Source organism: Paenibacillus pabuli NBRC 13638, from assembly GCF_001514495.1.
In the GTDB taxonomy this organism is placed as follows: domain Bacteria; phylum Bacillota; class Bacilli; order Paenibacillales; family Paenibacillaceae; genus Paenibacillus; species Paenibacillus pabuli.
Genome location: NZ_BCNM01000022.1, coordinates 1 through 23,834, shown reverse-complemented (window position 1 = coordinate 23,834; position 23,834 = coordinate 1). Strand labels below are relative to the sequence as shown.

The following is a 23,834-nucleotide window of genomic DNA, read 5'->3' as shown; positions in this document are numbered from 1 at the left end:
TAAGTTGTGGTTGCTCTATGCAGGTAACCATTTCACGTATTTCTTTCCATTTAATCACACACTACCGCATTTGTCTTCGATTAGAGGAGCATTTGGTACCCTGTATTTTATGTATGAAACTTCATACGGGCATGAAAATAAGTCCTAAATGTGAACTTCTCAAACCTTACTTAAAATTTGAACTAGATTGTGATTTTAATCACAAACAAGATGACTTTTGAACTATACAATAAAGACATCAAAGGTGATCACTTAGAAAAACAAAAACAACACACACTAAATTCCATGAAGGAGTGGTTTATATGTTCAGCTTCAACCAATGGCTTAGAGAAAACAAAGTGGCAATGTGGATTTTGACAGTACTTCGGGTGTATATCGGTTACGACTGGATGACACACGGCTGGGGCAAACTGACAGGCGGATTTGAAGCAGGTGGCTTCCTTGCTGGAGCTGTAGAGAAAGCAACGGGTGATCATCCAGCAGTTCAAGCTTGGTGGGCAACCTTCCTTGAGAAATTTGCAGTACCGAATGCAGGACTGTTCGACTTCGTCATCCCTCTCGGTGAGTTCCTTGTAGGTCTGGGCCTCATTCTTGGATGCTTCACAACACTGGCAGCATTGATGGCCATGGTCATGAACTTCGCGTTCCTCTTCTCGGGAACTGTAAGCACGAATGCACAACTGGTTCTGTTGGAAATCTTCCTTGTGGTCGCTGGTGCCAACGCTGGTAAGATCGGTCTGGATCGTTGGGTAATGCCTTACCTCCGCGGATTGTTTACTCGTAATAAAGGCAACCAGCCTAAAGACACACCAACGATCAGCCCTACACATAAAACAGCTTAATCATTCGATGAATCACTCGGTTCTGCTCTTCTCCCCCTGGAGAGCAGAACTTTTTTGTTCTTTTCATAAGCTACGTATTCAGTCTCGCTTGCTCATCCACAGAAACACGTATTATGATGAACATATCGATTGATTATAATTAAAGGAGTACATGACATGCCAACCCAGCGCCGTCTTGAAACCGATGCCGACTTCCAGGAAGCCATGGAAATGAAGCATAAGGTTCGTGTTTTTAAAGATAACCACCAGATTGACTCCGGTGGCGTCATTATCCGGTTCGACAATAACACGGTTGTTGTGCAGTCTAGTGTTAGTGAACTGGCTTATCATTCACGTACAGCATGTGAGCTCTTCGAGATTCGCAAGTAGTTAACGTATCGTACAAAAGTTGCCCAAGTTAAAAAAGGTTCCTGCAGCCCACCATGCTGGCTGCAGAAACCTTTTTCTCTTGCTATTCAACGAAACGTCTGTCTTTTTTGCATAGGACAACCAGATGTTCAAGATCCGATATACGCTCTGTTGTCTGCTCCAAGTTACGCGCCGTCACCAAACTGCCAGCAGTTCAAACTGAGCGTACCGTAAGGATACGACTGAAATAGACGTTTGGCAGAACGCGACATATCCGCTGTACCCATGGCATAGAACAAAGGTGCAATGTGCTCCGTTCCATAGGATGGAACAGCTGTGCGAGCATGGGGAGCTTTTTTGTCATATTGAAACAGCTCTCTCGTATTCCACTGTATGAGTCGCTCGCCAATCCAGTTATCGAACTCAACCGCCCATTCTTGCGGTTCATCGTCACTCCCAAGCAAGCGCAAATTATGGACCGTTCCACCGCTGCCAAGGATCAGCACATCATTATGACGCAGCTGCTCCAGCATCCGGCCAATATCATACTGTTCCTGCGGGGAACGCAGCGAATCCACGGACACCGCTATTACAGGAATCTGGGCCTCTGGATACATGTGTAACAGCGGTACCCATACGCCATGATCCAGACCACGGCCTCGGATCGGTTGATGCGGAAGATTACTCCGGGCGAACAAAGCGCAGATTTCATTCGCAATATCTGGTTGGCCAGGTGCAGGGTAATCCTTTGTATACATATTAGATGGAAATCCGTAAAAATCATGCAGAGTCTGATGTGTATCATCCATTGTGACGGACGGTTCGGGACAATCCCAATGCGCCGTAAATACAACAATGGCTTTCGGAGCCGGCAGCCTGTCTCCAAGCTGTTTCAAGAAGTGAGTGTAGTCATTGCTCTCCACCGCAAGAGCGGGAGAACCATGCGCAATGAAAAATGCGGGTAATGTCATTGCTGCCAACCTCCAGACACGATAGGATGCTTACTCCCCTATTTTACTCCGAAGAAGGCGCTTTTCCAAGCAGACATCCCAATCTGTTGCCCTACGGACTCCCATGTTGCCATTTAGATCGATCATGTTGACCCTGTGATGTTCCAACGGCACGGAAGGAAGATACTCAATCCATATTGCTCTTAGATCATCCAGTGCTGCCAATCCTGTTCAATCTTCTGACGCTCTCCGAGCCATTCTCTCGTCCGAGTAATCAGTTGTTCCCGCTCTTTACCAGAAGAGAAGGTATGATCCCCCTGGAAAATAATCTCCTTGTCGCAGCGGCCTTCCTGACGCATCCAGAGTACCTTTTGATACAGGAAGGCGTAATCTACAGGAATGATCTCATCCGAAGTGCCGTGTACCACCAGAACATCCCCGTTAAACTTAACAGCTTCCTGGAATGGCTGATGCTCAGCGAGTGACTCAAAGAATGCCGGCGTGAACTTATAACCGAGATAATCGGCAGAACCCTGCTTCACCCCTTCATCGTAAACTTCCCGTCCCGTAATCTTCACGATGTCATTGAATGGATATCCTACGGATGACCACATTACCAGGTTTTTGACACGTTTGTCTCGAACCGCGGTTAGCAGGGCCACAGCGCCGCCCAGACTATGACCGATTAACGTTACACGGGTTGGGTCTACATCACTGCAATTCACCGCGTAATCCAACACGGAGCGCGTCTGAAGAATCATGGACTCCAGTCCCTCCGCGCCGTACTCCCCACTGCTCTCCCCGCAGCCAATATAATCAAAGCGCAGAACCAGATACCCATCTTCGGCCAACTCACGAGCTGTTTTTACAAACAGACGATCTACACCGATCCGGCTTCCTACAAAGCCATGGCAAATGACAGCCAGAGGTACACGCTTCTGTTGATTCTCCTCCTTGATGTCTTTCACAACCGGATAATGAATCGTAGCTGTTAATTCCTCCTGCCCATGACGAATACTGATCTGACGCTCCATGCTCATTTCCCCTTTCCATTCTTCCCTGCTCATGTTCATTTTGTTAATTATCTATAAATCCGATAAGTTTAATGTGTATTAAGATGATATTAGTATATTATCATCCTGTGATCCTCAAGTCAACGAGAGGAAATGTCCTTTTCCAAGAGGCTGCTTGTCACCATTTTATCGGAATTTCCCCCAAAAAAAATGAGCCATGCTGAGAGCAGCTGACTCGAATCATTCCTAAACTTGTTTATACATGAAGATAGGCGAATAACTTGCTCATCCGAGTCTCTTGTCGAAGGTGACCTGATCGTATTGATATTGGGAGCTTAATATCTGGCGAGACAGCTATTCGTAGCTCCGCCGGAACATCGCATGGGTCTCCACCCGTCCCTGCCAATCCTCTTCATGTGCCGAGTTGGAGCCTTCCCAGAAGCTTCCTGACGGAAAGGTGCCTTCTGTATATTCTTCGGCATATTCAGTATCCTCCAGCGTCTCTTCCATAGGCACAACCTCGTCCTTAACTCCACGAGAGTTACTGTTTAACAACAGCTTTCTGGTTAATTGTTCATCCATATCTGGCACACTCCAATCCCTGGTTTCTGTTGGAAATGCTACTATTGTGGTGGATTCGGCTCTACTTTATTCATGCTTCACACAATCGTTGGAAATGAACACAACCCTGCGCATATTTACGGCGGATCAAGGGGAAAATAAACCATATATCTCAGGCAACATTTGCCTTTCGATTCCTTCCGGTGAAAGGATTGAACTCATGGAACACATCTTGGAATGGATTCGCAGTCACGGTAAGCTGGTGCTGCTGTGCACCTGTGTCATTCTGGCCTGCGCATGGCTATGGGCGAATCACAAACAGTTGTTTTATAAGGAATGACTTTGCGAAACGATAGCCCTTCCCGTATACTAAAATACCGTCAGGGTCTCCAGATCGTCGGGGATCAGAACGTGTGTAGACAGGGGGAGCAATCATTGGGAATTTCCTATAAAAAGTTGAAAGAAATACAGAATCGCCAAATGACCGAAATGAGTAAAATGACGCCTGAACATGTAAAGCTGTTCGACCAGATCAGCACCATTGCGCGCCATACACCTGCTGACGAGCGAACGCAGGAGGAATGGATTCTCTATGCAGGAAAAGCCATCGTACAAGCTCAGCGTGATGGACAGCCTGCTCGTGAGTTATATGGACCTGATCTGGAGCAGGATATTCGTTCGCAGCTTGGGGTTGAAGAGCATACACAGGAGGCCACTGCTGTCCATGCCAAGGTTCACCCATCCGGAGCTTCAAGTACAGCTGCATCCGGTACACGGAACCAATTCAACACACACAATGCTTCCACCAAGAAGAAAGATCCAACGGATAAACCCGAATCTTCGGAGACACCAGAGCAGATCAGACGCACGCCCAAATGGTATGCCATGATTTCCTGGGCTGCTTTGTCTTTTGTCATGCTGATTCAGGGTGGTGTAGGGCTATTTGTCGGCTGGACAGGTGGAGATACGGAACCGTTTAGCCATATCAGCCTGTTCTCGCTAATTGTAGCGGCAGTTGGCGGAATTGCACTGGTAGAAATGCTTCGTCGTCTCGCTGAGCGACCAGACGATCAGGGAGCAGACAAGACGGCCAGACCACAAATCAACCTTCGCGGAATCGTCATTTATATCGTCATCGTTGTGCTGGTCTTATTCGTAGGTTATCCGCTGCGTGACAGACTTCCCGTATTTACGCTGGCTCCGTGGATAAGTCTCGTCATCGGGATTGTGGGACTGGCGACATTGAGACCACTCTTCGGACAGAAGAAAGCATAAGTATTGCCCACTGTGGAGCAGCAACACAGTCACAACGGAATATGGTGTGTGAAAAGGAAGTAATGACTTTCGTGAGGGGACAATATCAAGTGTCGATCTCACTCAATCAGAGGTAAAGATCTTTCTCTATTATTTTGAGCTGAATGCGATGCTTGATCTCCTTGCCCGGGGTCTCTCCGAATTCTCGCTTATACATGCGGATAAAGTAGTTCACTTCCATACCAACCGTCTCCGCAGCCTCTCTTACACTTGCTTGTGGGTGTTTGTCCAACCATTCGGACGCCTTCTGCAAACGCAATCGCTGCATGTACTGATGTCCTGTCACCCCATGTCTCTGGTGAAATAATCGGTTCAGGTGCTGCACCGAATAACCAACGGCTTCAGCTACATGCTTCAGCAGCAGATCATCCTGGTAGTGTGTGTGCATCAGCGACACAGCGCGGGTGAATGCTTCATTGGCCGATTCCGACTCGCGCTCTGAACGCGTTAATGACCCACTCCGTGCTTCTCGTTCTTCTGTCTCATCATGCAGCGGGAGGGTGGACCGTGACATGTCCAGAATAAGCTGGTAGAGGATTGTTGAGCTGTTCCACATTTCAGTCATCCTGCCCAGCGAGTGCCAGATATCTGTCATGCGTGACCAGAACTGTTCCAATTCGGACAATCTTCGTGGCCCCATAGGGAGCAGTCCTGCCGACCGAAGCACCGCCCCCGCCGCCTCTCCACCAATGCCGATATATCCAAGCTCCCCATGTGTTTTGGAATGTGGAATATACTCGTGTGCCGTCCCCGGTTCCATCACGAACAGCTGCCCCGCTGTTACGCTCCATGTTCCCTTGCCTGGAACCCTGAATTCCCCTTTGCCGCTGCGTAACAAAAAAAGCTGATACACCGGAAATCCATCCGGTCTGAACTGGACTTTCTCTTCTTGTGTTCCGACACAATACAGATACAGAGGCAACCGGGAATCCGGCAGGCCAGTCAAGCGCAATGCAAGCATTCCATCATTCCTTTCGGATCATGCTCTTCTTTCTCCTATTATCCCTCGGCTTGCCCCGTTGCAGCAACGGTCAAAGGAACCTTTTTGGTGACAGGATTTTTAAAATGGAGTTCATTCGATCCTTAGACCTAACGTGTACTACTCGGGTAACAGAACAACTTTTCGATCATAATAACAAAAAGCTCCCCTTCTCATATGGAAAGGGAGCCTGGATTGTTAACAAAACTGATTGATAAGATTATTCTTTCTTTGAGTGACCGTTTCGGTTACGGATCGTTCTTTCGATCGCTGTTGTCTCCAAATTTATTTGATTCAACCTCTATAAGGTTTAAATTCGGAGACAAAGGCGAGCGCTATCGCTTCTTCAGAATCGATTCCGTCCCCTCCACTACTTTTAGCGCTCATCAAAACGAACTACTTAACTTACTTTAAACTTTCTTTATTACTATGAAGATGGTGTGTCTCCAGCAGTTGCTGGATTACCAGTATCCGGATTGGATGCTGGCGCAGGTGTATTGCTGCTTCCTTGGTCTGTACCCGTAGGAGCTGCAGGAATGGGAAATGTAGCTACTTCTGACTGGGTGGTTGTATATTTCACATCACTAGCTACTGACACTACCCTGATTTTATATTTTCCTGGACCAAAGGCAACTCCATCTGAATCCGTTGAATTACCGGTAATGTTAACGTTCGCTGTTGAAGGATTGCCAGCCCCACTATTCACCGTTCCTACTCGAATACCACGACCGTTATCGAGTGTGTTGCTCGTATCTTTGACAATGTAAATATCATAGCGTGCAATTCCAGTTTCGCTTGCCGGCTTGGTGAAGCTGACATCAATTGAAGAAGTAGTTGCTGTTGCTGTCACACCAGTAGCTTTTTCAACAGGCACTGGTGCCTGTTTCTTGCCATTAATCGTGAATTCAGACGATGAAGCCAGACTGGAATCACGTTTGTTGTCTGAAGATTCCGATAAAATATAAGCAGTGTACGATTTACCTGCTTCAATTTTCTGACCGTTGATATCAAACAGAGCATTTGACAGTAAGGCCGGGCTTCCATTTATCCCTACAGATCTACTATTTTTAGCTGATGCAATGTTCTTCGCCATACTGAGATCAAATGCGCTTCCAGTCGGGGCAATCATTACAACATAACGTCCAATTCCTACTTTGGAAGCAGGTTCTGTATATCGCAAAGTCACATCCGTTGCATCTCCAGCTGCCTGTTCTTCATTTTTAACTTCTACATCGGTGATTTTAACTGCTCCAACGGCACTCGTTACAGACAATTTAATGTCAGCATACGCTGTCGACAGCACGTTGGAAGAGTTGCCTGTATTGCTTACTGCGAGCACAAATATACGATAGTTTTCATCATTGCGAATATTTGTACCATCTGTTGCTTTTACATCATTTAAAGTCAACGTATAATTTCCGCTTCCGCTAGCTTTATTTACAACCTTAAAGTTTGAGTTCCGATTTGCTTCTGCCAAATCAAACCCACTCAAGTTCCCAGTTTTGACTACGAAAACACGGTAATGATAAACATTCGCCTCATTAGACGATCTATTAAATGTCACCTGCAAATCACGACCGTCTCCATTATCTCCGATGTCTGCTGCAGTCACGCTGGTCGGAGCCGCTGCAGTGGCGTTCTGTGTTAACGTAATCTGTGAAGAATACGAGGACAGCGCGTTCTGGCTGGAGTTCCCGCTTGTGCTTACCGACAGGACAAATACACGATAGCCTACATTGTTAGCAATTCTGTAACCACTGGTATCGACCGCATTGCTAGGAAGAGTAAAGGACTGATTTCCACCCGTCTTGTTCACCTGATAATAATTATTCGATGCATTAGCCGCGCTCAGCGTGAAGCTGCCTGCAATGTTGGAACGCACTACATACACCCGATACGCAGACACATTGGATTCATCTGAAGCTTTCGTAAACGAAACCTTCAAGTCACGCCCATCGCCGTAGTCACTCACATCAGCCACGCCGATGTTGCTTGCGACTCCAGCATTACTATTCGTTGTCAGTCTCAACTGCCCTGACGAGAAAGACAGCGCATTGGTATATCCATTCTGCTGATTACCCACTGCCATCACATAGATCCGGTAATCCTGCAGATTCGTTACGTTATAACCACTGGTATCCTTCATGGAGGATGGCAGTGTGGTTGTAATGTTGTTGCCTGTTTTGTTCACAGTATAGTACAAGCTCGAAGACAGATTGCTCGCCGTAGTCAGGTTAAAGCTGCTGGATACCGAGTTGCGAACTACGAAAATTCGATAATTAGCAACTTTGGACTCATCCGATGAACGGTTGAAGCTCACCTGAATATCACGGCCGTCTCCATAATCCGTAATATCTCTCACTGACGTGATGACAGGGGCTGTTGCTGTATTTACTCCCAGCGTAAGCGAAGATGATACTGCCGACAGTTTGTTGTCTGCTGTTGCCGCATTGGAGCTTACGGACATAATGTAGACGACATAGGATGTACCGCTTTTGATCAATTCCCCGGATGTATCACGCGTTGAGGAACTTAGCTGGCTTTTGACTGTTGTGCTGTTACCTTTATATATAATGGTTGAATTCGAACTGGACACATTATTCGCCGCAGTCAGATTGAAGGAAGAAGCGTCTTTCGCCTTGACTACAAAAGCACGGTAATACGTAATATTGGATGTGGTGCTCGGTTGTGTGAAGTTCACTTCCAGGTCACGACCATCCCCATAGTCACTGATATCTGCGATCTTCAGGCCCGTGACAGGTTGAACCGTCGTTTTCACATTGTTAAGTTTCAAGGACTGGGAAGACCACGCCAGCTGATTTTTGTAGCTGTTGCTGCTGTTCCCCACTGTAAGCACATACAGACGATAGGTCTCATTGGAATTCAACAGATCCCCGTTCACGTCACGGGTCTGTGCATTAAGCGTCAGTCTAGGGTTACTGCCATTTGGAGTAACGGATGTATAGTTTGAAGCAGGCACAGCCGATGCCGCAGACTCATTAAAGCTATTCACATCACGTGTTTTCACCAGCATAATTCGATATGCGGATACAGCTTTCTCGGACGATGGACGCGTGAAGCTTACGGTCAGATCACGACCATCCCCATTGCTTCCGGATACAGAACCATAAACGTTCCATGCTGCATATTTCGTCTCATCCACAGGAGGGGTGGATGTTGTTTTGATATCTACCCGCTGTTTACGAGAGTTCCAGAATACTTTTTCTCCAAATGCTTCACTGACAAAACGAATGGGAACCATCGTATTGCCTTTGATTGTATTCGCAGGTACATCCAATGAGATCGCTTCTCCGTTGATGTATGCCGTTTTGGAGCCCAACTTCAGGATCACTTCCTGATCATCCCGGCTTGCGGTAATCGTTTTGGTTTTGTTCGTATACTTTACTGTTGCATCCAAGCCTTCAAAAATGGAGCGCAACGGAACCAGTACGCGTCCACCCTTCATGACAGGCGCTTGTGCTGATGCCAGCTCCGCATCGTTAATATATATGCTGATTCTTGCAGCTGCATCCATAACCGACGTTGGTAGTGCAGACATCAACATGGCCGACACGGCCAGTGCTGACATCACCTTTTTTACTTGGCGTCCTCCCGCTTTCTTCATATCCAGTATCCCCATTCTCTTCATTATTTAAGATAATTGTGTTCGTTTTTGAATTTCATTAATTCCTGTAATTTCCTGTGCACAACTAAGACGTTTGAATAAGCGTAAAAGTTTCCAATCCCACAAAAAATATTTTCGCAGAAATACCCTTCCATCATCTACCTGCGAAAGGTTAAAAATAACAGAATATTTTGTCATTATTCCGCAACCACATCCTGCCCCATTTCGGTTAATGTATAGGAAATAACACCTTAATATCTCTAAAACTACGGGAGGTTTACAGAATGACACCAACAGATGGATCAGGCCAGCGTAAAGGGCTGCGTTTCTACATCACCCTCGCTGCCCTTGCTGCAATCGTCACAGGAACTGCGGCCACACCTGAACTCGCTGCTGCAGCTCCCACAAGTCCGGATGCCAAAGTAACCACCAGCAGTTCAACCACCATATATAAAACATTTCAGTCCATGCTCCAAAAAAAGAACGGCTTACCCGCCGCTGACACTTATCTGGAATCCAATATCAAAAAAGTAACAACGCATCACGCTACCCTCATGGTGCTCCAATTGGAGAATGCACGCCTGAAGGCTCTAACCGCCATGACGGACCGTCTGCTCGTGCCAAACGTTCAGGATAAGATGCTCAAGGCATATCAAGCGAACGACAGCTTCACCAAACTCATGGAGCGTACCCAGGACTCCGATCTGCGTGCACTGCTAAAAGAAGCCCGTGACAGCGGCTATCGCCTCGTCATGCTCGAAGGCTCCCTCTACCCCATTATGAATTATGCGGCACTCGTGAAATATACCTCTGATATTACTGAGGATATCTCAAGCTACATCTTTATCATGACGAAGGAAACGAAGAACTTGCCTGCGGATGACGGAGCTCTGGTCATTGGCTATCAGGAAATTCTCCATCGAGCACTCAGCCAGGAAAGATTCCTGGAGCTGCATCCGAAATCGAATCGGGCTAAACAGGTGCAGGATCTGTTGAACAGTTATACCCTGTATACCTTTTATGGGCTGAACAACACACCGCTGTTTGATTATGACACGAACAAAATGGTTGCGAACGCTCAGAGAGGCTACAACGGCGTTTTACAGCGTCTTGCATCGGTCGATAGCGAATTCCTCACCAAGCTGGATGCCTTTATGGATGTGGTGAAGGAAGCGAAGTATGAGAAAACAGCAGCGGTGGAGAAATGGCTGGAACAGAATGTTCCGACCGGGGCGAATGCCGGCTACTAATGCTTCATGATATTAACCACCTAATGAACGCAAAAGAACCGACATAGGATTCGCTCCCATGTCGGTTTTCTTTGGATTCTATCGATGAATTGAATGTCCTTCTCCAGGCTAACTCAGAGTTAAGAACTATAGAATTGGCTTGACCATATGATGATATTCATGTCCGGCAATTACAATCACATCATCTTTGGTGTACCCTTGCCGTTCGTATAACATCAAGGCCCGGCCATTGTCACGTTCTACAATGAGAGACACCTGCGAGTGTCCAAGTTCTCGGCCACGCTGCTCAAAAGCAGCCATCAACGCCTTGCCGATCCCCTGCCCCTGATATGCTTCGCTTACCGATAAAGTATCCAGATAATACTCCCCCGGACGGGTTTCTTTGACCAACGTATATTTCTTATCTGTACTCCGACCAGGCCGATCCAGAATCGGCTGATCCAGAATGTCCGCTTCTCCGCCATCATACGCTACCAGGATTCCCGCGACCTGCTCATTCTGCTCCATTACCGTTATATTGCGATAACTGATCCGATTGTCTTCCTGCACATAAAATTGCTGCAAAATCTGCATCGCCTTCTCATGGTCCTCTTCACCGGCCAGAGCATAGGCAATATCACCAATCGCCTGATAGAGCAGAGGAATGACTTGTGCTGCATCTTCTTTGCGAGCAGGTCTCAACAGAGGTTGTGTCTCCCTACGGTCCGACTTCACATGGGAATGATTCATCAGATTAACATGTTGAACAGATTAAGATTTTTGTTCAGCTCCGTATACGCGAGGCCTTTGCGATTCATGCGTTCAATCAGCGGCTGGTAATCTTCCTTGTACATCAACTCGATGCCTACCAAGGCAGGGCCGTTTTCCTTATCAGTCTTCTTCGTATATTCAAAACGGGCAATGTCGTCATTCGGTCCCAATACTTCCTCAAGGAACTCACGCAAAGCTCCCGCACGCTGTGGGAAATTAACCATGAAATAATATTTAAGACCTTCGTAGATTAATGAACGCTCCTTAATTTCCTGCATCCGGTCGATGTCATTATTCCCACCGCTGATTACACAAACAACGGTCTTGCCTGCAATCTGCTCACGATACTGCTCCAGTGCAGCAACCGCCAAAGAACCGGCAGGCTCCACAACAATGGCATTTTCATTATATAACTCCAAAATGGTGGTGCAGGCTTTACCTTCTGGTACCTTCACAATGTCATCCAGCGTGCCACTACAGATATCGAAGGTCAGGTCACCCACGCGTTTTACCGCAGCACCGTCCACGAATTTATCGATATCATCCAGCGTGACTACCTGCTTACGGAACATGGCTTCACTCATGGAAGCCGCGCCAAGTGGCTCTACACCAATGATACGTGTTTCCGGACTGACCGTCTTCATATAGGTTCCGACTCCAGCAGCGAGACCGCCGCCGCCAATCGTAACAAACATGTAGTCCGCATTCTCATCCAGGCTCTCCATGATTTCCATCGCTACCGTACCATTGCCCGCAATAATCTTTGGTTGGTCGAATGGATGGATAAATGTCATGCCTTGTTCATTACACGTACGTATTGCTTCTTCATAAGCATCGTCATACGTATCGCCCGTAAGCACAACCTCAACATTATTTCCACCAAACCGGCGCACCTGTTTTACCTTTTGGTTGGGAGTCGTGCTCGGCATAAAGATTTTGCCGTGGATGCCTAGCGCATTACAGGAAAAAGCAACGCCCTGTGCGTGGTTTCCTGCGCTGGCACAGACAATGCCTTTCTCCATCTCTGCCGGAGTCAGACTGCGAATCATGTTGTACGCACCGCGAATTTTGAATGAACGTACCACTTGCAAGTCTTCCCTTTTGAGATATACGTTACAGTTATATTTGGCCGACAATACAGCGTCCCGCTGCAGCGGCGTTCTTACAATGACTTCACGCAGCACATGATGTGCGCGCACGATATCTTCCATGCCAACACTGGCACGGCCGGGATTTGTAGTTCCCGTTGGCTCTTGTTCCACTGGTTTCATCTCTTCTCCACACTCCGCTTATCTTGGTTGGCAATGCAAGCATTGCTTTTTCTTTTTATTGTATCACTTTTGTTATTAGATAGTGTACTCACTGTTTGACGACAGCAACAGCAGGTGCTACCAGCCCCCAGGGCTATGGTTAGGCTTCATCTTCCCCTCCTGATTACACGCATCGTCATCATAAACCGAATCTAATTGAAAATGATTATCAATTACTTGATTATAGATTATTCCACTCTTTAGGACAAGGCATAGTGTCGCTCTGATTCATAAAAACGTAGACCTGTGAAAATTGGCACTCATAGCGTGTGCTCGGGTTGTGAACCTGTATAAACACCAAAAAGGGTGTCCCTCGTCATTTACATGACTAACGGGGCATCCCTTTTCAAAGAATTATTTAGGCAGTGAGTCAGATTTTCAGCCTTGGTTCTTAAACCAAGCCGCGGCGGCTTCCGCCTCCGTACGGGTCAACTGATGACCCTGACGCTCCCAGTGCATGTGAACGCCTGCGCCTGCTCCACTCAGAAGTGAAGCAAGTTCATCCGTTTCGCGTTTTGGCACGATTGGATCATTCTCTCCAGCTCCGATAAATACAGACAGTCCCTTCAGATCCGGCAGTTCAAGACCGCGCAGCGGTACCATCGGATGGTGCAGAATGGCTCCTTTGAATACGTCAGCCTGATGGAAGATCAGACTTGCTGCGATATTAGCACCGTTGGAATAGCCCAGTGCGAAGACATTGGCACGATCAAAGCCATACTCTACAGCAGCCGCATCCACAAATGAACCCAGTTCTGCTGTCCGCGCAATGAGATCTTCTTCGTCAAACACCCCTTCCGCCAAACGGCGGAAGAAACGGGGCATTCCATTTTCGGATACATTACCACGCACACCCAGAATACCTGCTCCTGGCGCGATCATCTCGGCCAACCCTACCAGATCATTCTCCGTTCCACCTGTCCCGTGCAGCAGCAGCAGTGTAGGGGCATCCGGTTGTGCACCTGCTTTATAAATATGTTTCATTGTATTGGTAGTAGTCATGATTTGGACTCTCCTTTCCATTCACGTACTTGAATAGGTGGAAGCAGCTGTTCAATCTGCTCACGCTGTGGTTCATACCATTCAGGCAGCATCAGTTTCTGACCCATGCTCTCCTGTGGTTCATCCCGTGCGAATCCTGGAGGATCCGTAGCCAGTTCAAACAGTATACCTCCCGGTTCCCGGAAATAGACGGCGTTGAAGTACTGGCGGTCAATGACCGGCGTAGGATGGTATCCTGCTTTTTGAAGATCCTGCTGCATTTGTTCATGCTCGACATAATCTTTTGCACGCCATGCAATATGGTGAACCGTACCTGCTCCGCCAATCCCCCGCTGGATTCCCGTCGATTGAATGTCGATCAGTTGACCGATGTCACCAGTCGCCTGCAAGCGAATGATTCCATCCTCTTCTCCAACCTGCTCCAGACCGAGCATCGTTGTCAGCACATCCATTGTTTTGTCAGGTACATGGCTGAATAATACAGCCCCGCCAAAGCCTTTGATCGCATGTTCAGTCGGTACACCATTGAAAGCCCATTGACTTGGTTGACCTCCTTCACGCTCGACCAATTCGAGCAATAGGCCGCCCTTATCGAAGAAGCGAATGTACTGCTCGCCAAATCTGGTTTTATTTTCAAATGGAATATCGAAGGAAGTCAGACGTTCTTTCCAGAATGGCAGACTGCCCATCGGAATGGCATATACCGTTACACCAGTCTGTCCTGAGCCGATCACACCTCTTCTGGCATTTTGCTGCGGGAAGAATGTGATAATAGTGCCCGGTGCCCCATCCTCATTGCCATAATACAGATGGTATACATCCGGTGCATCAAAGTTAATTGTTTTTTTCACCAGTCTCAGTGCCAATACACCTGCGTAAAAATCAACATTTTTCTGTGCGTCATCTACAAAAGCCGTAACGTGATGGATCCCTGAAGTTCTGAACATTAATCTCCACTCCCTTTGGTTTTATTCGTAGCATTGTTATATTTGGCAGTTGGTTATGCATTGCATTTTGTTATTTATCTTTAAATTAAGATTCTTTAAATTTATATTAATTCATTCTCGGTCAATATGCAAGCTTTTGTTTTAAAATAAAGATATTATCGCTCTTCACCCTGCTGCGCCATAGCTAGAGCTCCCTTCATTAACAAAAAACAGGTTCCCGATTACTCGGAAACCCGCCTTCCTTGATCTTGTTTATTTCCCGCCACCCAGCATCGATCCTCAAAAGTCGTGTTAGGCTTTAGTTAACTTTAATCGCTTTGGCGGTTGAACCAGATCATGGCTATCATACTCATCCTTAATATCCCCAACAATTTCTTCAAGAATGTCCTCCATCGTAACCAGACCAACCGTTTCCCCCGCTGCATTATGCACCGCAGCGATATGGGAACGACTCTGCTGCATCTGGACCAAAACATCCTTAATTGGCGATAACTCCGAAAATTTCAACATGTCGTGTATATAGGTATCCATGTTAAATGCCCGACCTGCGGCAACACTTGTAAGCATCTCTTTGGTATGGATAAATCCAACGAATTGATCCGAATTTCCCCTTTCGATCACAGGGAAACGTGTATATTCATGCTGCTGTAGAATCTCAATCATACGATTGAGCGGCATTTCTTTGTCCAGCGTGACGATTTTTTCTTTGCGGATCATAATCTCCTGGAGCAGACGCTCATCAAAAGCAAAAATGTTCTTCAGGTAGTCCAGCTCCGTCTGATTAATCTCCCCACTCTCATAACTTTGTGCCATGATCAGCTTCAATTCCTCTTCAGAGTGAACCGTATCATGACCGGCAGGCTTTATACCAAAGATGCCAAGCAATAGACGGGCAGCCCCATTCAGCGCGTAAATGAACGGATTCATGATCTTGCCAAACCAGTACAGCGGTGGTGCCAGCATAAGTGTCATCTTCTCGGCAAACTGAATCGCCAGTGTTTTTGGTGCCAATTCCCCGATAACGACATGCAGGAACGTGATGATCGCGAGGGCAATCCCGTAAGAGAGCACTGTAGACAAGGCTGCTGGCACTTCCAGTCGCTCAAACAGGGGATGCAGCATTTTCTCAACAGTAGGTTCTCCCAATGCACCCAATACAAGAGCCGTGATTGTGATACCCAATTGACACGCAGATAGATAATAATCTAGATTTTGAGCCACTTTTTTGGCCAATACCGCTTTTTTGTTCCCTTCCAGGATCAGCTGATCGACTTGGGACATCCGTACTTTCAGAATTGCAAATTCCGCTCCAACGAAAAAGGCGGTCAGACCTATAAATACGGCTACTAAAAATAAGTTTAAGGCTATTATTCCGTCCAATGATTTCCCTCAATATGAGGGATTCACCTCCATTAAAATTTAAAATAAGGTTGCACGATTGACGTTCCGGTGACGGCTCGTTCTTCCGATCGCCATTGCCTCCAAATTTCCCTGATTGTTGTTTTCAAAGGTTTAAAATTTGTTTGCAAACGCGCGCTACGCTTCTTCAGAAGCGATTCCGTCCCTACATTGCTACGTTGCCAAAACTTTTAAATCCTGAGGGCATAGCCAATTGCGCAGTCAAACCCAAAATTACAGCCCTGATCGAATCAAAATCACGCCAGATCACTGGAAGATTCATCGACCTCAGCACCCTTTACACGTTCAAGCAGAACCTGCTTAATGTGGAAATTTTCTGCGTCCACAACGGTCCAGATATAATCACCGTGGTCTACCGTATCTCCTTTTTCCACACCGACACCCTTCTGGAACTGAATCCATCCGGCCACGGTATCCATCTCTTCATTGCCTTCAAAAACAAGCCCAAACTGCCGCTCCAGCTCATCCAGAAGCACCCGGCCGTTAATGAGATATTGGTTCTGTCCAGTTTCCTGAATATCAGCAACTTCATCGGCATCGAACTCATCACGTATCTCGCCGACAAGCTCCTCGAGAATATCTTCCATTGTAATGATTCCCGAAGTACCTCCGTATTCATCCACGACCACAGCCATGTGCACGCGTTCCTGCTGCATCTTGATCATGGCATCCTGGATACTTGTAACTTCAGAAACGAAAGGGATTTCGCGAACAAAATCGACAAGTTGGTGCTCCCTAAGGGCAACCATATCAGGCAAAATCTTTTTCACATTCACTACACCGACAATTCGGTCCTTATCTCCATCCTCGATCACGGGATAACGTGAATAATTATATTCATCCAGTATTGGAATAATATCGTTATAAGTCATATTCTGATTCAGTGTCACAAGCTCCGTCCTCGGAACCATGATATCTTTGGCATCACGTTCATCGAACACAAATACATTTGCCATATATGAAAGCTTCATTTGATTGGTCTCGTCACCCTCATAACTCTGGTTCATGATGATCTTGATCTCATCCTCCGAGTAGGCTTGTTCATGACCGACAGGCTTTACGCCAAAAGCCCGAAGAATGACACGGGATGCCCCGTTGAGAGTCCAGATGAACGGGTACATAATTTTTCCAAACCAGTACAATGGCGGGGAGAGCAGCAGGGTCAATCTCTCCGAGAATTGAATGGCCATCGTTTTGGGAGCCATCTCACCAACAACAACGTGAAGGAACGTGACGAGGATAAATGCAATCGCATACGATGCAACGGACGAGATTGAAGCCGGTATGTCTAGATAATTAAATACCGGATATAAGAGCCTCTCAACAGTGGGTTTACCGAGCGCACCCAATCCAAGGGCAGTGACGGTAATACCGAGCTGACAGGCTGACAGATAATAATCCAGATCCGACACTACTTTTTTGGCCAAAACAGCCTTCTTATTACCCTCGGCAACAAGCTGATCTATTTTTGACGTACGAATCTTGACCACAGCGAACTCGGATGCAACGAAAAATGCGGTTAACGCAATCAAAATAATGAGTAATACAATATTCAATATGGTAATTATGTCCAATGATTTCCCCGCTTCTCAGGGATTCACCTCCAGAGTTAGTTACAGCGTGATCTGTTAACTGTGTTAACCATTCAACCGCTGATTTTCGTTCAAACACAGCATATGCCTTATATAAAATCAATCTGATCATAACGTTCGTATAGGTTGTACTCTGACCTTGTAAATTCAAAACAGGAATTCAGGATGAAGTCCATCATTTACAGAAACAACTTCACTAAAACAGGGTTTCCCCTCATGCTGTCATGGTTTCTCGATTTACTCCACCAAAATTCTCCATTTGGACAGTTTACAATATCGCCTTCCCAATAGATATCCACCTCCCCTCTTGTTCATTCCTGTTTCGGAAAAGTATAACATGATCTACGTCAAACCATCCAGTTGCACGTTATGGTTTGACATATGAGTTCTAGAATGAGTTCACAAAATAAACTTTTATGTATATCGTCTTCCCACTTTTACCACAGATTTTTTGTGATATTGTTCACATGTATAGTATAGACATTTATAGAAGTACTACCCTCTACTTTACTGAATTAAACCTATTAGGCTTCTTTATTTACAACCATTCTCTTGGCCGGATCCAGACAGTGAAAGTCCAGCAAATTACATCATAACCCTGTATACGTTGAAAAGGGCCCGCAGGATGCAAACACCTTTTTCCGGTGCACATCTTTACGGACCCTCATGTGTGATTGTATTCAATTAAAACGGGTTAAACCAAAGCTTTGGCAGCGATGTCGGAACGCTGATGTTTTCCGTCAAAATGGATTCGTTCCGCTTGAGCATAGGCTTTCGCTCTGGCTGCGGCAATATCAGAGCCAAGACCCACAACGCCTAGAATCCGCCCACCGTTCGTCACCCATTCTCCAGATTCACTCCGAGCTGTACCTGCATGGAATACCACCGCATCATCAATCTGATCCAGTCCCTCAATGGCTACGCCTTTCGCATAAGGACCCGGATAACCTCCTGAAGCAAGCACTACACATACCGCAGCTTCATCGCTCCATTCAATCTCGATGTCAGCCAATTTGCCGTGAACGGTCGCCCAGAAGATATCGAACAGATCACTCTTCAGACGCGGCAATACCACCTGTGTCTCGGGATCACCGAAACGGGCATTGAACTCGATCGTTTTGGGTTTGCCATCCGGCGAGATCATTAATCCTGCAAACAATACGCCTTGAAACGGACGTCCCTCGGAAACCATTGCTTTGGCTGTTGGTTTGATGATCGTCTCCACGGCTTCCTCAATGATCGATGCGGGAATATGCGGCAATGGTGAGTACGTCCCCATACCGCCTGTATTTGGCCCTTGGTCGTTATCGAATACCGGTTTGTGATCCTGTGCAGCCGCCATTGGACGAACGGTCTCCCCATCGACAAAAGCCAAAATCGACATTTCCTGACCTGCCAGAAATTCCTCGATGATAACCTTGGCTCCTGCTTCTCCAAACACCTTGTCCACCATGATACTGCGAAGTGCCTGATTCGCTTCTTCACGGGAATAGGCGACTGTAACACCTTTACCCGCTGCAAGTCCATCTGCCTTGATGACCACCGGAATCGCTTGCTCATCCAGATAAGCCTGTGCCTGCTCGTAGTTATCAAATTTCTCATAGGCTGCAGTCGGAATATGGTATTTGTGCAGCAGATCTTTCATGAACGTTTTGCTGCCCTCAATCTCCGCTGCATTACGGCGTGGACCAAATACCGGAATGCCAGTCTTGTCAAAAGCATCTACAATGCCTTCTGCAAGCGGATCGTCTGGCCCAATCACCACCAGACCCACTTGAAGTTCCACGGCAAGCGCCGTCAGTTTATCGAATTCATTGACCGCAATCGGATGACACTCGGCGAGTTGTGCAATACCTGCATTTCCAGGCGCACAATGAATCTTGTCTACCTTTGGACTCTTTGCCAGCGCCCAAATGATTGCATGTTCCCGGCCTCCGCCGCCCACTACCAGAATATCCATTTGCTCATTTCCCCCTCCATGAATTACAGGATGTTGTCTGCCTATGCTCGCAAAAAAGCTGAAAAAGAGAGGGTGTCCCATAAGTCATGAGCATGACGGGGACACCCCTTGATAGTGCATTTCCACTTTAAAGAATTGAATGCACTCTATTTACGCCAGTTTCTACAGATTTGCAGTTTAACGGATCACAGAGACGTTATTCCCTCCAACTGTAGGACCTTAATCTGTTTTTCCCCAAGATAACATCACATGGGATTTATATATTGTTGTTGCTTAGTGCTTGAAGTGACGAACGCCTGTGAAGACCATGGCAATTCCGTATTCATTCGCTACTTTGATAGACTCTTCGTCCTTGATCGAGCCACCTGGTTGAATAACGGCCGTAATTCCAGCTTTTGCTGCCAGTTCCAGCGTATCACCCATTGGGAAGAACGCATCGGATGCCAGAATGGCACCTTTTGCTTGCTCGCCAGCTTGCTCAATCGCAATTTTGGCTGCACCCACACGATTCATTTGTCCAGCGCCCACACCTACCGTCATATCATTCGCAGCAAGTACAACTGCGTTGGATTTCACGTGTTTAACTACTTTCCAGCCAAATAGCAGCTGTTTCAGTTCTTCTTCCGATGGTGCACGATCAGTAACAACTTTCAACTCGCTCGCTTCGATCGAATGCACATCGCTTTGTTGTACAATCATGCCGCCGTCGATGGAAGTGACTACGAATTGGCTCTCCCGTTTGCGGGCAGTGTTCAGTTCACCCGTTTTGAGCAAACGAATGTTTTTCTTTTTGGTCAGAATATCAAGCGCCTCTTGTGTAAAGTCAGGAGCCAGCACAATTTCCAGGAAAATCTCACTCAATTTGCCTGCTGTATCACTGTCAATAATGCGGTTAGCTGCCACAATTCCGCCAAAGATGGAAGTTGGATCTGCCGCATAGGCTTTGCCATAAGCTTCGTAGATGCTTTCGCCAATACCTACGCCGCAAGGATTCATATGTTTAACCGCCACAACGGCCGGTTCTTCAAACTCTTTAACGATCTGCAAAGCTGCATTTGCATCGTTGATATTATTGTAAGACAATTCTTTGCCGTGCACTTGCTCGGCTGTTGTCAACGTATCTTGGGCTGCCAGCGGTTTGCGGTAGAATGCCGCCTGCTGATGTGGATTTTCGCCGTAGCGCAAATCCTGGAGTTTTTCGTAAGTAACCGTCAGACGCTCTGGCAATGGATCACCATTCAGGTTGGAGAGATAATCGGAAATGACTGCATCGTAAGCCGCCGTATGACGGAACACTTTTGCCGCAAGCCGTTTGCGTGTTTCGAGTGTGGTGTCCCCATTGCTGCGAACTTCTTCAAGCACCTTGCCATAATCTGCGGTGTCTACAACGACACTAACATATGCATGGTTTTTGGCAGCAGAACGAAGCATGGTTGGACCACCGATATCAATATTCTCAATCGCATCCTCATACGTTACGTCTGGTTTGGCGATGGTGTCCTGGAACGGATACAGATTCACAACTACAAGGTCGATATAACCCAGTCCGTTCTCTTCCATCTGGCGCTTGTGCTCTTCGCTGTCACGAACAGCCAGCAAACCACCATGAACTGCCGGATGCAATGTTTTGACACGTCCATCCATGATCTCCGGAAATCCGGTCACATCCGAAATTCCGATGACAGGTACGCCTTCCTTCGACAACAGGCTGCTTGTACCTCCTGTCGAAATAATCTCCACACCCATTTGCGACAGCTCGCGGCAAAAGTCCACGATGCCTGTTTTATCCCATACGCTGACCAGCGCTCTTTTGATACTCACAATATGCTCCTCCTTTAATGTCCCATGGCTTCGCGTTTCATGACGAAACACAACCGATTTATTTCCCGAGAAATATCACAAAATGCGTACCAATATTCGACTTCTGTTATATAAGTGGAACCAAGATGTTTACACGGGACACTCCGATTACAGAACAACCTTCCAATCGCTGTTATCCCCAGATTTTTTGATTCCCTTTTCTTAAAGGGAAAATCCGGTGATAAAGGCGAAGTTTATGCTTCCGATGCAGCTTTCTTGCAGAAAGCTTTTAGCTTCGCTTTTTCAGGTTTTTTCTGTCCTCTCCGTGAATGTGTAAAAAAAATTTTCAACTTATATCAAACCGATTTGTTAACAGTGACGTGACGTCCGTCTAACTGAACCAGACCTTGAGCGAACCAGGAAACAACTTCAGGATATAACTGCTGTTCGGCCGCATGAATGGAACGGCTGATGGATTCAGCAGTATCCTCTGGCAAAATAGGAACGGGATGCTGGGCAATAATCGGCCCTGTATCCATGCCACCGTCCACAAAGTGCACGGTCACGCCCGTAACTTTCACGCCATAGTCAAGAGCCTGTCCAATCGCATCCTTACCTGCAAATGCCGGTAGCAAGGATGGATGAATGTTAATCAACCGCCCTGCGTAACGATCCACCACAACAGCAGTCAGCAATCTCATATATCCCGCAAGAACAACCAAGTCGATCTTCTTGGATTCAAGCACTTCCACAATCTCAGCCTCGTAGGCTTCGCGGGAATCATAATTTTTGGGAGTAAACAGATGGCATTCCACGCCAGCATCCTGTGCTCGCTGCACCACACGTGCAGTCGGCTTGTCACATACCAGCAGATCTATGGATGCACCCAGTCCTCCGCTCCGTGCTGCATCAACCAATGCCTGAAAGTTCGACCCTTCACCAGAGGCAAATACAGCAATACGGTAGTTCGCCATTAAACATCCGCTCCCGTGAAGGTTACTCGCGCATCTCCTTCTGTAACACGTCCAATGATGTACGCTTCTTCGCCAGAAGATTTCAAATGTTCCAGCGCTTCAGCTGCATCTGCTTCGTTCACGACCAGTACAAGTCCAATACCCATGTTAAATGTGGTGAACATGTCACGGTTCGAGACCGTTCCCTTTTCCTGCAACAGGTTGAAGATCGGCAGGATCGGCCAAGAGCCGTAATCAATATCTACATTTACGCTGCTTGGCAACATGCGCGGAATATTCTCGATAAAGCCGCCACCAGTAATGTGAGCCATGCCTTTTACGTTTACCTTTTCAAGGAGGGATAGAAGTGGTTTCACATAGATTTTCGTAGGTTCCAGCAGTGCATCACCAAGCTTGCCGCCCAGTTCCGCTATGTCAGTGTGAAGATCCAATCCTGCTTCTTCTAGCAGCAGTCGGCGTACCAACGAGAACCCGTTACTATGCACACCGCTGGAAGCCAGACCAATCACCGCATCACCATGAGCGATGGTTGTACCGTTGATGATCTTGGCTTTGTCCACGATACCTACGGTAAATCCGGCAATATCATACTCCCCTTCGCTGTACATGCCCGGCATTTCAGCCGTTTCGCCGCCAATCAATGCACAGCCCGATTGATGACAGCCTTCCGCGATACCCGCAACGATTGCTTCGATCTTCTCAGGGATGACTTTGTCACATGCGAGGTAGTCCAGGAAAAAGAGTGGCTCTGCCCCCTGTACCACAATGTCGTTCACACACATGGCTACCGCGTCGATACCGATCGTGTCGTGACGGTCCATGGCAAACGCGATTTTTAACTTGGTTCCTACACCGTCTGTTCCAGATACGAGTACCGGCTCATCATATTTATCTTTGTTCAAACCGAACAGGGCGCCAAAGCCCCCCAGATCTGTCATCACTTCCGGACGGAAGGTGCGCTTTACGTGTTTTTTCATCCGTTCAACCGCTTCATTACCTGCCGCGATATCGACGCCGGCCTTTTTATATGCTTCGGACAAGTGGAATCATCTCCTTTTTTTCGCCCCTCCTAAATCCTCCCGCCCGGGAGGACCCCATAGGACCTTGGCAGGCCCTCTGGACACCCGCCAAACAAGCGGTGCAGGGGTGGCTGGTTTGATCTTGCTATGGTTCATTCGTGCGTGTGCTCGCGGGGCAA

Annotated in this window: 20 protein-coding genes; 5 read left to right on the top strand and 15 right to left on the bottom strand. The window is 47.1% G+C overall.

What is annotated here, in order from left to right; all coding sequences use genetic code 11:
* The first annotated feature begins 302 nt into the window (after positions 1 to 302).
* On the top strand, positions 303 to 842 hold the full coding sequence (locus PPA03S_RS25170; RefSeq protein WP_062327043.1) for a DoxX family protein: 540 nt from the start codon (positions 303 to 305) through the stop codon (positions 840 to 842).
* A gap of 156 nt (positions 843 to 998) precedes the next feature.
* Positions 999 to 1,211 (top strand): hypothetical protein, encoded by a 213-nt coding sequence (locus PPA03S_RS25165; protein WP_062327041.1) that lies wholly within the window; start codon positions 999 to 1,001, stop codon positions 1,209 to 1,211.
* Positions 1,212 to 1,375: 164 nt separating this feature from the next.
* Here PPA03S_RS25165 and PPA03S_RS25160 read toward each other — a convergent pair whose 3' ends face one another.
* The 3 genes from PPA03S_RS25160 to PPA03S_RS25150 form a co-directional block, all read right to left on the bottom strand.
* A complete protein-coding gene (locus tag PPA03S_RS25160) occupies positions 1,376 to 2,161 on the bottom strand; it encodes a DODA-type extradiol aromatic ring-opening family dioxygenase (protein ID WP_062327039.1) in 786 nt (261 codons plus the stop codon).
* 182 nt (positions 2,162 to 2,343) lie between these two features.
* Positions 2,344 to 3,174 (bottom strand): alpha/beta hydrolase, encoded by an 831-nt coding sequence (locus tag PPA03S_RS25155; protein ID WP_062327037.1) that lies wholly within the window; start codon positions 3,172 to 3,174, stop codon positions 2,344 to 2,346.
* 333 nt (positions 3,175 to 3,507) lie between these two features.
* Entirely contained in the window at positions 3,508 to 3,735 is a 228-nt protein-coding gene (locus tag PPA03S_RS25150) for a hypothetical protein (protein WP_062327031.1), read from the bottom strand.
* An 88-nt stretch (positions 3,736 to 3,823) separates the two neighbouring features.
* Here PPA03S_RS25150 and PPA03S_RS33435 point away from each other — a divergent pair, with 88 nt between their 5' ends.
* Positions 3,824 to 4,054, top strand: a complete 231-nt coding sequence (locus tag PPA03S_RS33435) for a hypothetical protein (RefSeq protein WP_217998970.1) — start codon at positions 3,824 to 3,826, stop codon at positions 4,052 to 4,054.
* A gap of 95 nt (positions 4,055 to 4,149) precedes the next feature.
* Entirely contained in the window at positions 4,150 to 4,989 is an 840-nt protein-coding gene (locus PPA03S_RS32520; RefSeq protein WP_062327027.1) for a hypothetical protein, read from the top strand.
* A 106-nt stretch (positions 4,990 to 5,095) separates the two neighbouring features.
* Here the strand turns inward: PPA03S_RS32520 and PPA03S_RS25135 are convergent, their stop codons facing one another.
* Positions 5,096 to 5,989, bottom strand: a complete 894-nt coding sequence (locus PPA03S_RS25135) for an AraC family transcriptional regulator (RefSeq protein ID WP_062327025.1) — start codon at positions 5,987 to 5,989, stop codon at positions 5,096 to 5,098.
* A 445-nt stretch (positions 5,990 to 6,434) separates the two neighbouring features.
* A complete protein-coding gene (locus PPA03S_RS25130) occupies positions 6,435 to 9,632 on the bottom strand; it encodes a copper amine oxidase N-terminal domain-containing protein (protein WP_062327023.1) in 3,198 nt (1,065 codons plus the stop codon).
* Between the two features lie 284 nt (positions 9,633 to 9,916).
* Between PPA03S_RS25130 and PPA03S_RS25125 the strand changes: the two genes are divergently transcribed.
* Positions 9,917 to 10,882: a hypothetical protein gene (locus PPA03S_RS25125; protein WP_062327014.1), complete on the top strand. Its 966-nt coding sequence runs from the start codon at positions 9,917 to 9,919 to the stop codon at positions 10,880 to 10,882.
* A 126-nt stretch (positions 10,883 to 11,008) separates the two neighbouring features.
* On the opposite strand, the gene PPA03S_RS25120 is transcribed toward PPA03S_RS25125, so the two are convergent.
* The 10 genes from PPA03S_RS25120 to purM form a co-directional block, all read right to left on the bottom strand.
* A complete protein-coding gene (locus tag PPA03S_RS25120; RefSeq protein ID WP_245683723.1) occupies positions 11,009 to 11,563 on the bottom strand; it encodes a GNAT family N-acetyltransferase in 555 nt (184 codons plus the stop codon).
* A 47-nt stretch (positions 11,564 to 11,610) separates the two neighbouring features.
* A complete protein-coding gene (gene ilvA, locus PPA03S_RS25115; RefSeq protein ID WP_062327012.1) occupies positions 11,611 to 12,903 on the bottom strand; it encodes a threonine ammonia-lyase IlvA in 1,293 nt (430 codons plus the stop codon).
* A 417-nt stretch (positions 12,904 to 13,320) separates the two neighbouring features.
* Positions 13,321 to 13,926, bottom strand: coding sequence for an alpha/beta hydrolase (locus tag PPA03S_RS25110; protein ID WP_062327267.1), 606 nt, complete (start codon positions 13,924 to 13,926; stop codon positions 13,321 to 13,323).
* Between the two features lie 14 nt (positions 13,927 to 13,940).
* Positions 13,941 to 14,891: a ring-cleaving dioxygenase gene (locus tag PPA03S_RS25105; protein ID WP_062327010.1), complete on the bottom strand. Its 951-nt coding sequence runs from the start codon at positions 14,889 to 14,891 to the stop codon at positions 13,941 to 13,943.
* Between the two features lie 291 nt (positions 14,892 to 15,182).
* Entirely contained in the window at positions 15,183 to 16,271 is a 1,089-nt protein-coding gene (locus tag PPA03S_RS25100; RefSeq protein WP_062327008.1) for a hemolysin family protein, read from the bottom strand.
* A gap of 275 nt (positions 16,272 to 16,546) precedes the next feature.
* On the bottom strand, positions 16,547 to 17,884 hold the full coding sequence (locus PPA03S_RS25095) for a hemolysin family protein (protein WP_062327006.1): 1,338 nt from the start codon (positions 17,882 to 17,884) through the stop codon (positions 16,547 to 16,549).
* A gap of 712 nt (positions 17,885 to 18,596) precedes the next feature.
* Positions 18,597 to 19,862, bottom strand: coding sequence for a phosphoribosylamine--glycine ligase (gene purD / locus PPA03S_RS25090; RefSeq protein ID WP_062327004.1), 1,266 nt, complete (start codon positions 19,860 to 19,862; stop codon positions 18,597 to 18,599).
* A 273-nt stretch (positions 19,863 to 20,135) separates the two neighbouring features.
* Complete coding sequence (gene purH / locus PPA03S_RS25085) at positions 20,136 to 21,683, bottom strand: bifunctional phosphoribosylaminoimidazolecarboxamide formyltransferase/IMP cyclohydrolase (RefSeq protein WP_062327002.1); 1,548 nt, start codon at positions 21,681 to 21,683, stop codon at positions 20,136 to 20,138.
* A gap of 335 nt (positions 21,684 to 22,018) precedes the next feature.
* Positions 22,019 to 22,636 carry a phosphoribosylglycinamide formyltransferase gene (gene purN, locus PPA03S_RS25080; RefSeq protein WP_062327000.1) on the bottom strand — a complete coding sequence of 206 codons (618 nt, stop codon included), beginning with the start codon at positions 22,634 to 22,636 and terminating at the stop codon, positions 22,019 to 22,021.
* Positions 22,636 to 23,676 carry a phosphoribosylformylglycinamidine cyclo-ligase gene (gene purM, locus PPA03S_RS25075; RefSeq protein ID WP_062326997.1) on the bottom strand — a complete coding sequence of 347 codons (1,041 nt, stop codon included), beginning with the start codon at positions 23,674 to 23,676 and terminating at the stop codon, positions 22,636 to 22,638. The genes purN and purM overlap by 1 nt, the downstream gene beginning before the upstream one ends.
* Positions 23,677 to 23,834: the final 158 nt, after the last annotated feature.

Excerpts from the sequence above, each read along its gene's own strand:
- PPA03S_RS25170 (WP_062327043.1), top strand. The coding sequence starts at position 303 with ATGTTCAGCTTCAACCAATGGCTTAGAGAAAACAAAGTGGCAATGTGG.
- PPA03S_RS25165 (WP_062327041.1), top strand. The coding sequence starts at position 999 with ATGCCAACCCAGCGCCGTCTTGAAACCGATGCCGACTTCCAGGAAGCC.
- PPA03S_RS25160 (WP_062327039.1), bottom strand. The coding sequence starts at position 2,161 with ATGACATTACCCGCATTTTTCATTGCGCATGGTTCTCCCGCTCTTGCG.
- PPA03S_RS25155 (WP_062327037.1), bottom strand. The coding sequence starts at position 3,174 with ATGGAGCGTCAGATCAGTATTCGTCATGGGCAGGAGGAATTAACAGCT.
- PPA03S_RS25150 (WP_062327031.1), bottom strand. The coding sequence starts at position 3,735 with ATGGATGAACAATTAACCAGAAAGCTGTTGTTAAACAGTAACTCTCGT.
- PPA03S_RS25135 (WP_062327025.1), bottom strand. The coding sequence starts at position 5,989 with ATGCTTGCATTGCGCTTGACTGGCCTGCCGGATTCCCGGTTGCCTCTG.
- PPA03S_RS25130 (WP_062327023.1), bottom strand. The coding sequence starts at position 9,632 with ATGAAGAAAGCGGGAGGACGCCAAGTAAAAAAGGTGATGTCAGCACTG.
- PPA03S_RS25125 (WP_062327014.1), top strand. The coding sequence starts at position 9,917 with ATGACACCAACAGATGGATCAGGCCAGCGTAAAGGGCTGCGTTTCTAC.
- ilvA (WP_062327012.1), bottom strand. The coding sequence starts at position 12,903 with ATGAAACCAGTGGAACAAGAGCCAACGGGAACTACAAATCCCGGCCGT.
- PPA03S_RS25110 (WP_062327267.1), bottom strand. The coding sequence starts at position 13,926 with ATGAAACATATTTATAAAGCAGGTGCACAACCGGATGCCCCTACACTG.
- PPA03S_RS25105 (WP_062327010.1), bottom strand. The coding sequence starts at position 14,891 with ATGTTCAGAACTTCAGGGATCCATCACGTTACGGCTTTTGTAGATGAC.
- purD (WP_062327004.1), bottom strand. The coding sequence starts at position 19,862 with ATGGATATTCTGGTAGTGGGCGGCGGAGGCCGGGAACATGCAATCATT.
- purN (WP_062327000.1), bottom strand. The coding sequence starts at position 22,636 with ATGGCGAACTACCGTATTGCTGTATTTGCCTCTGGTGAAGGGTCGAAC.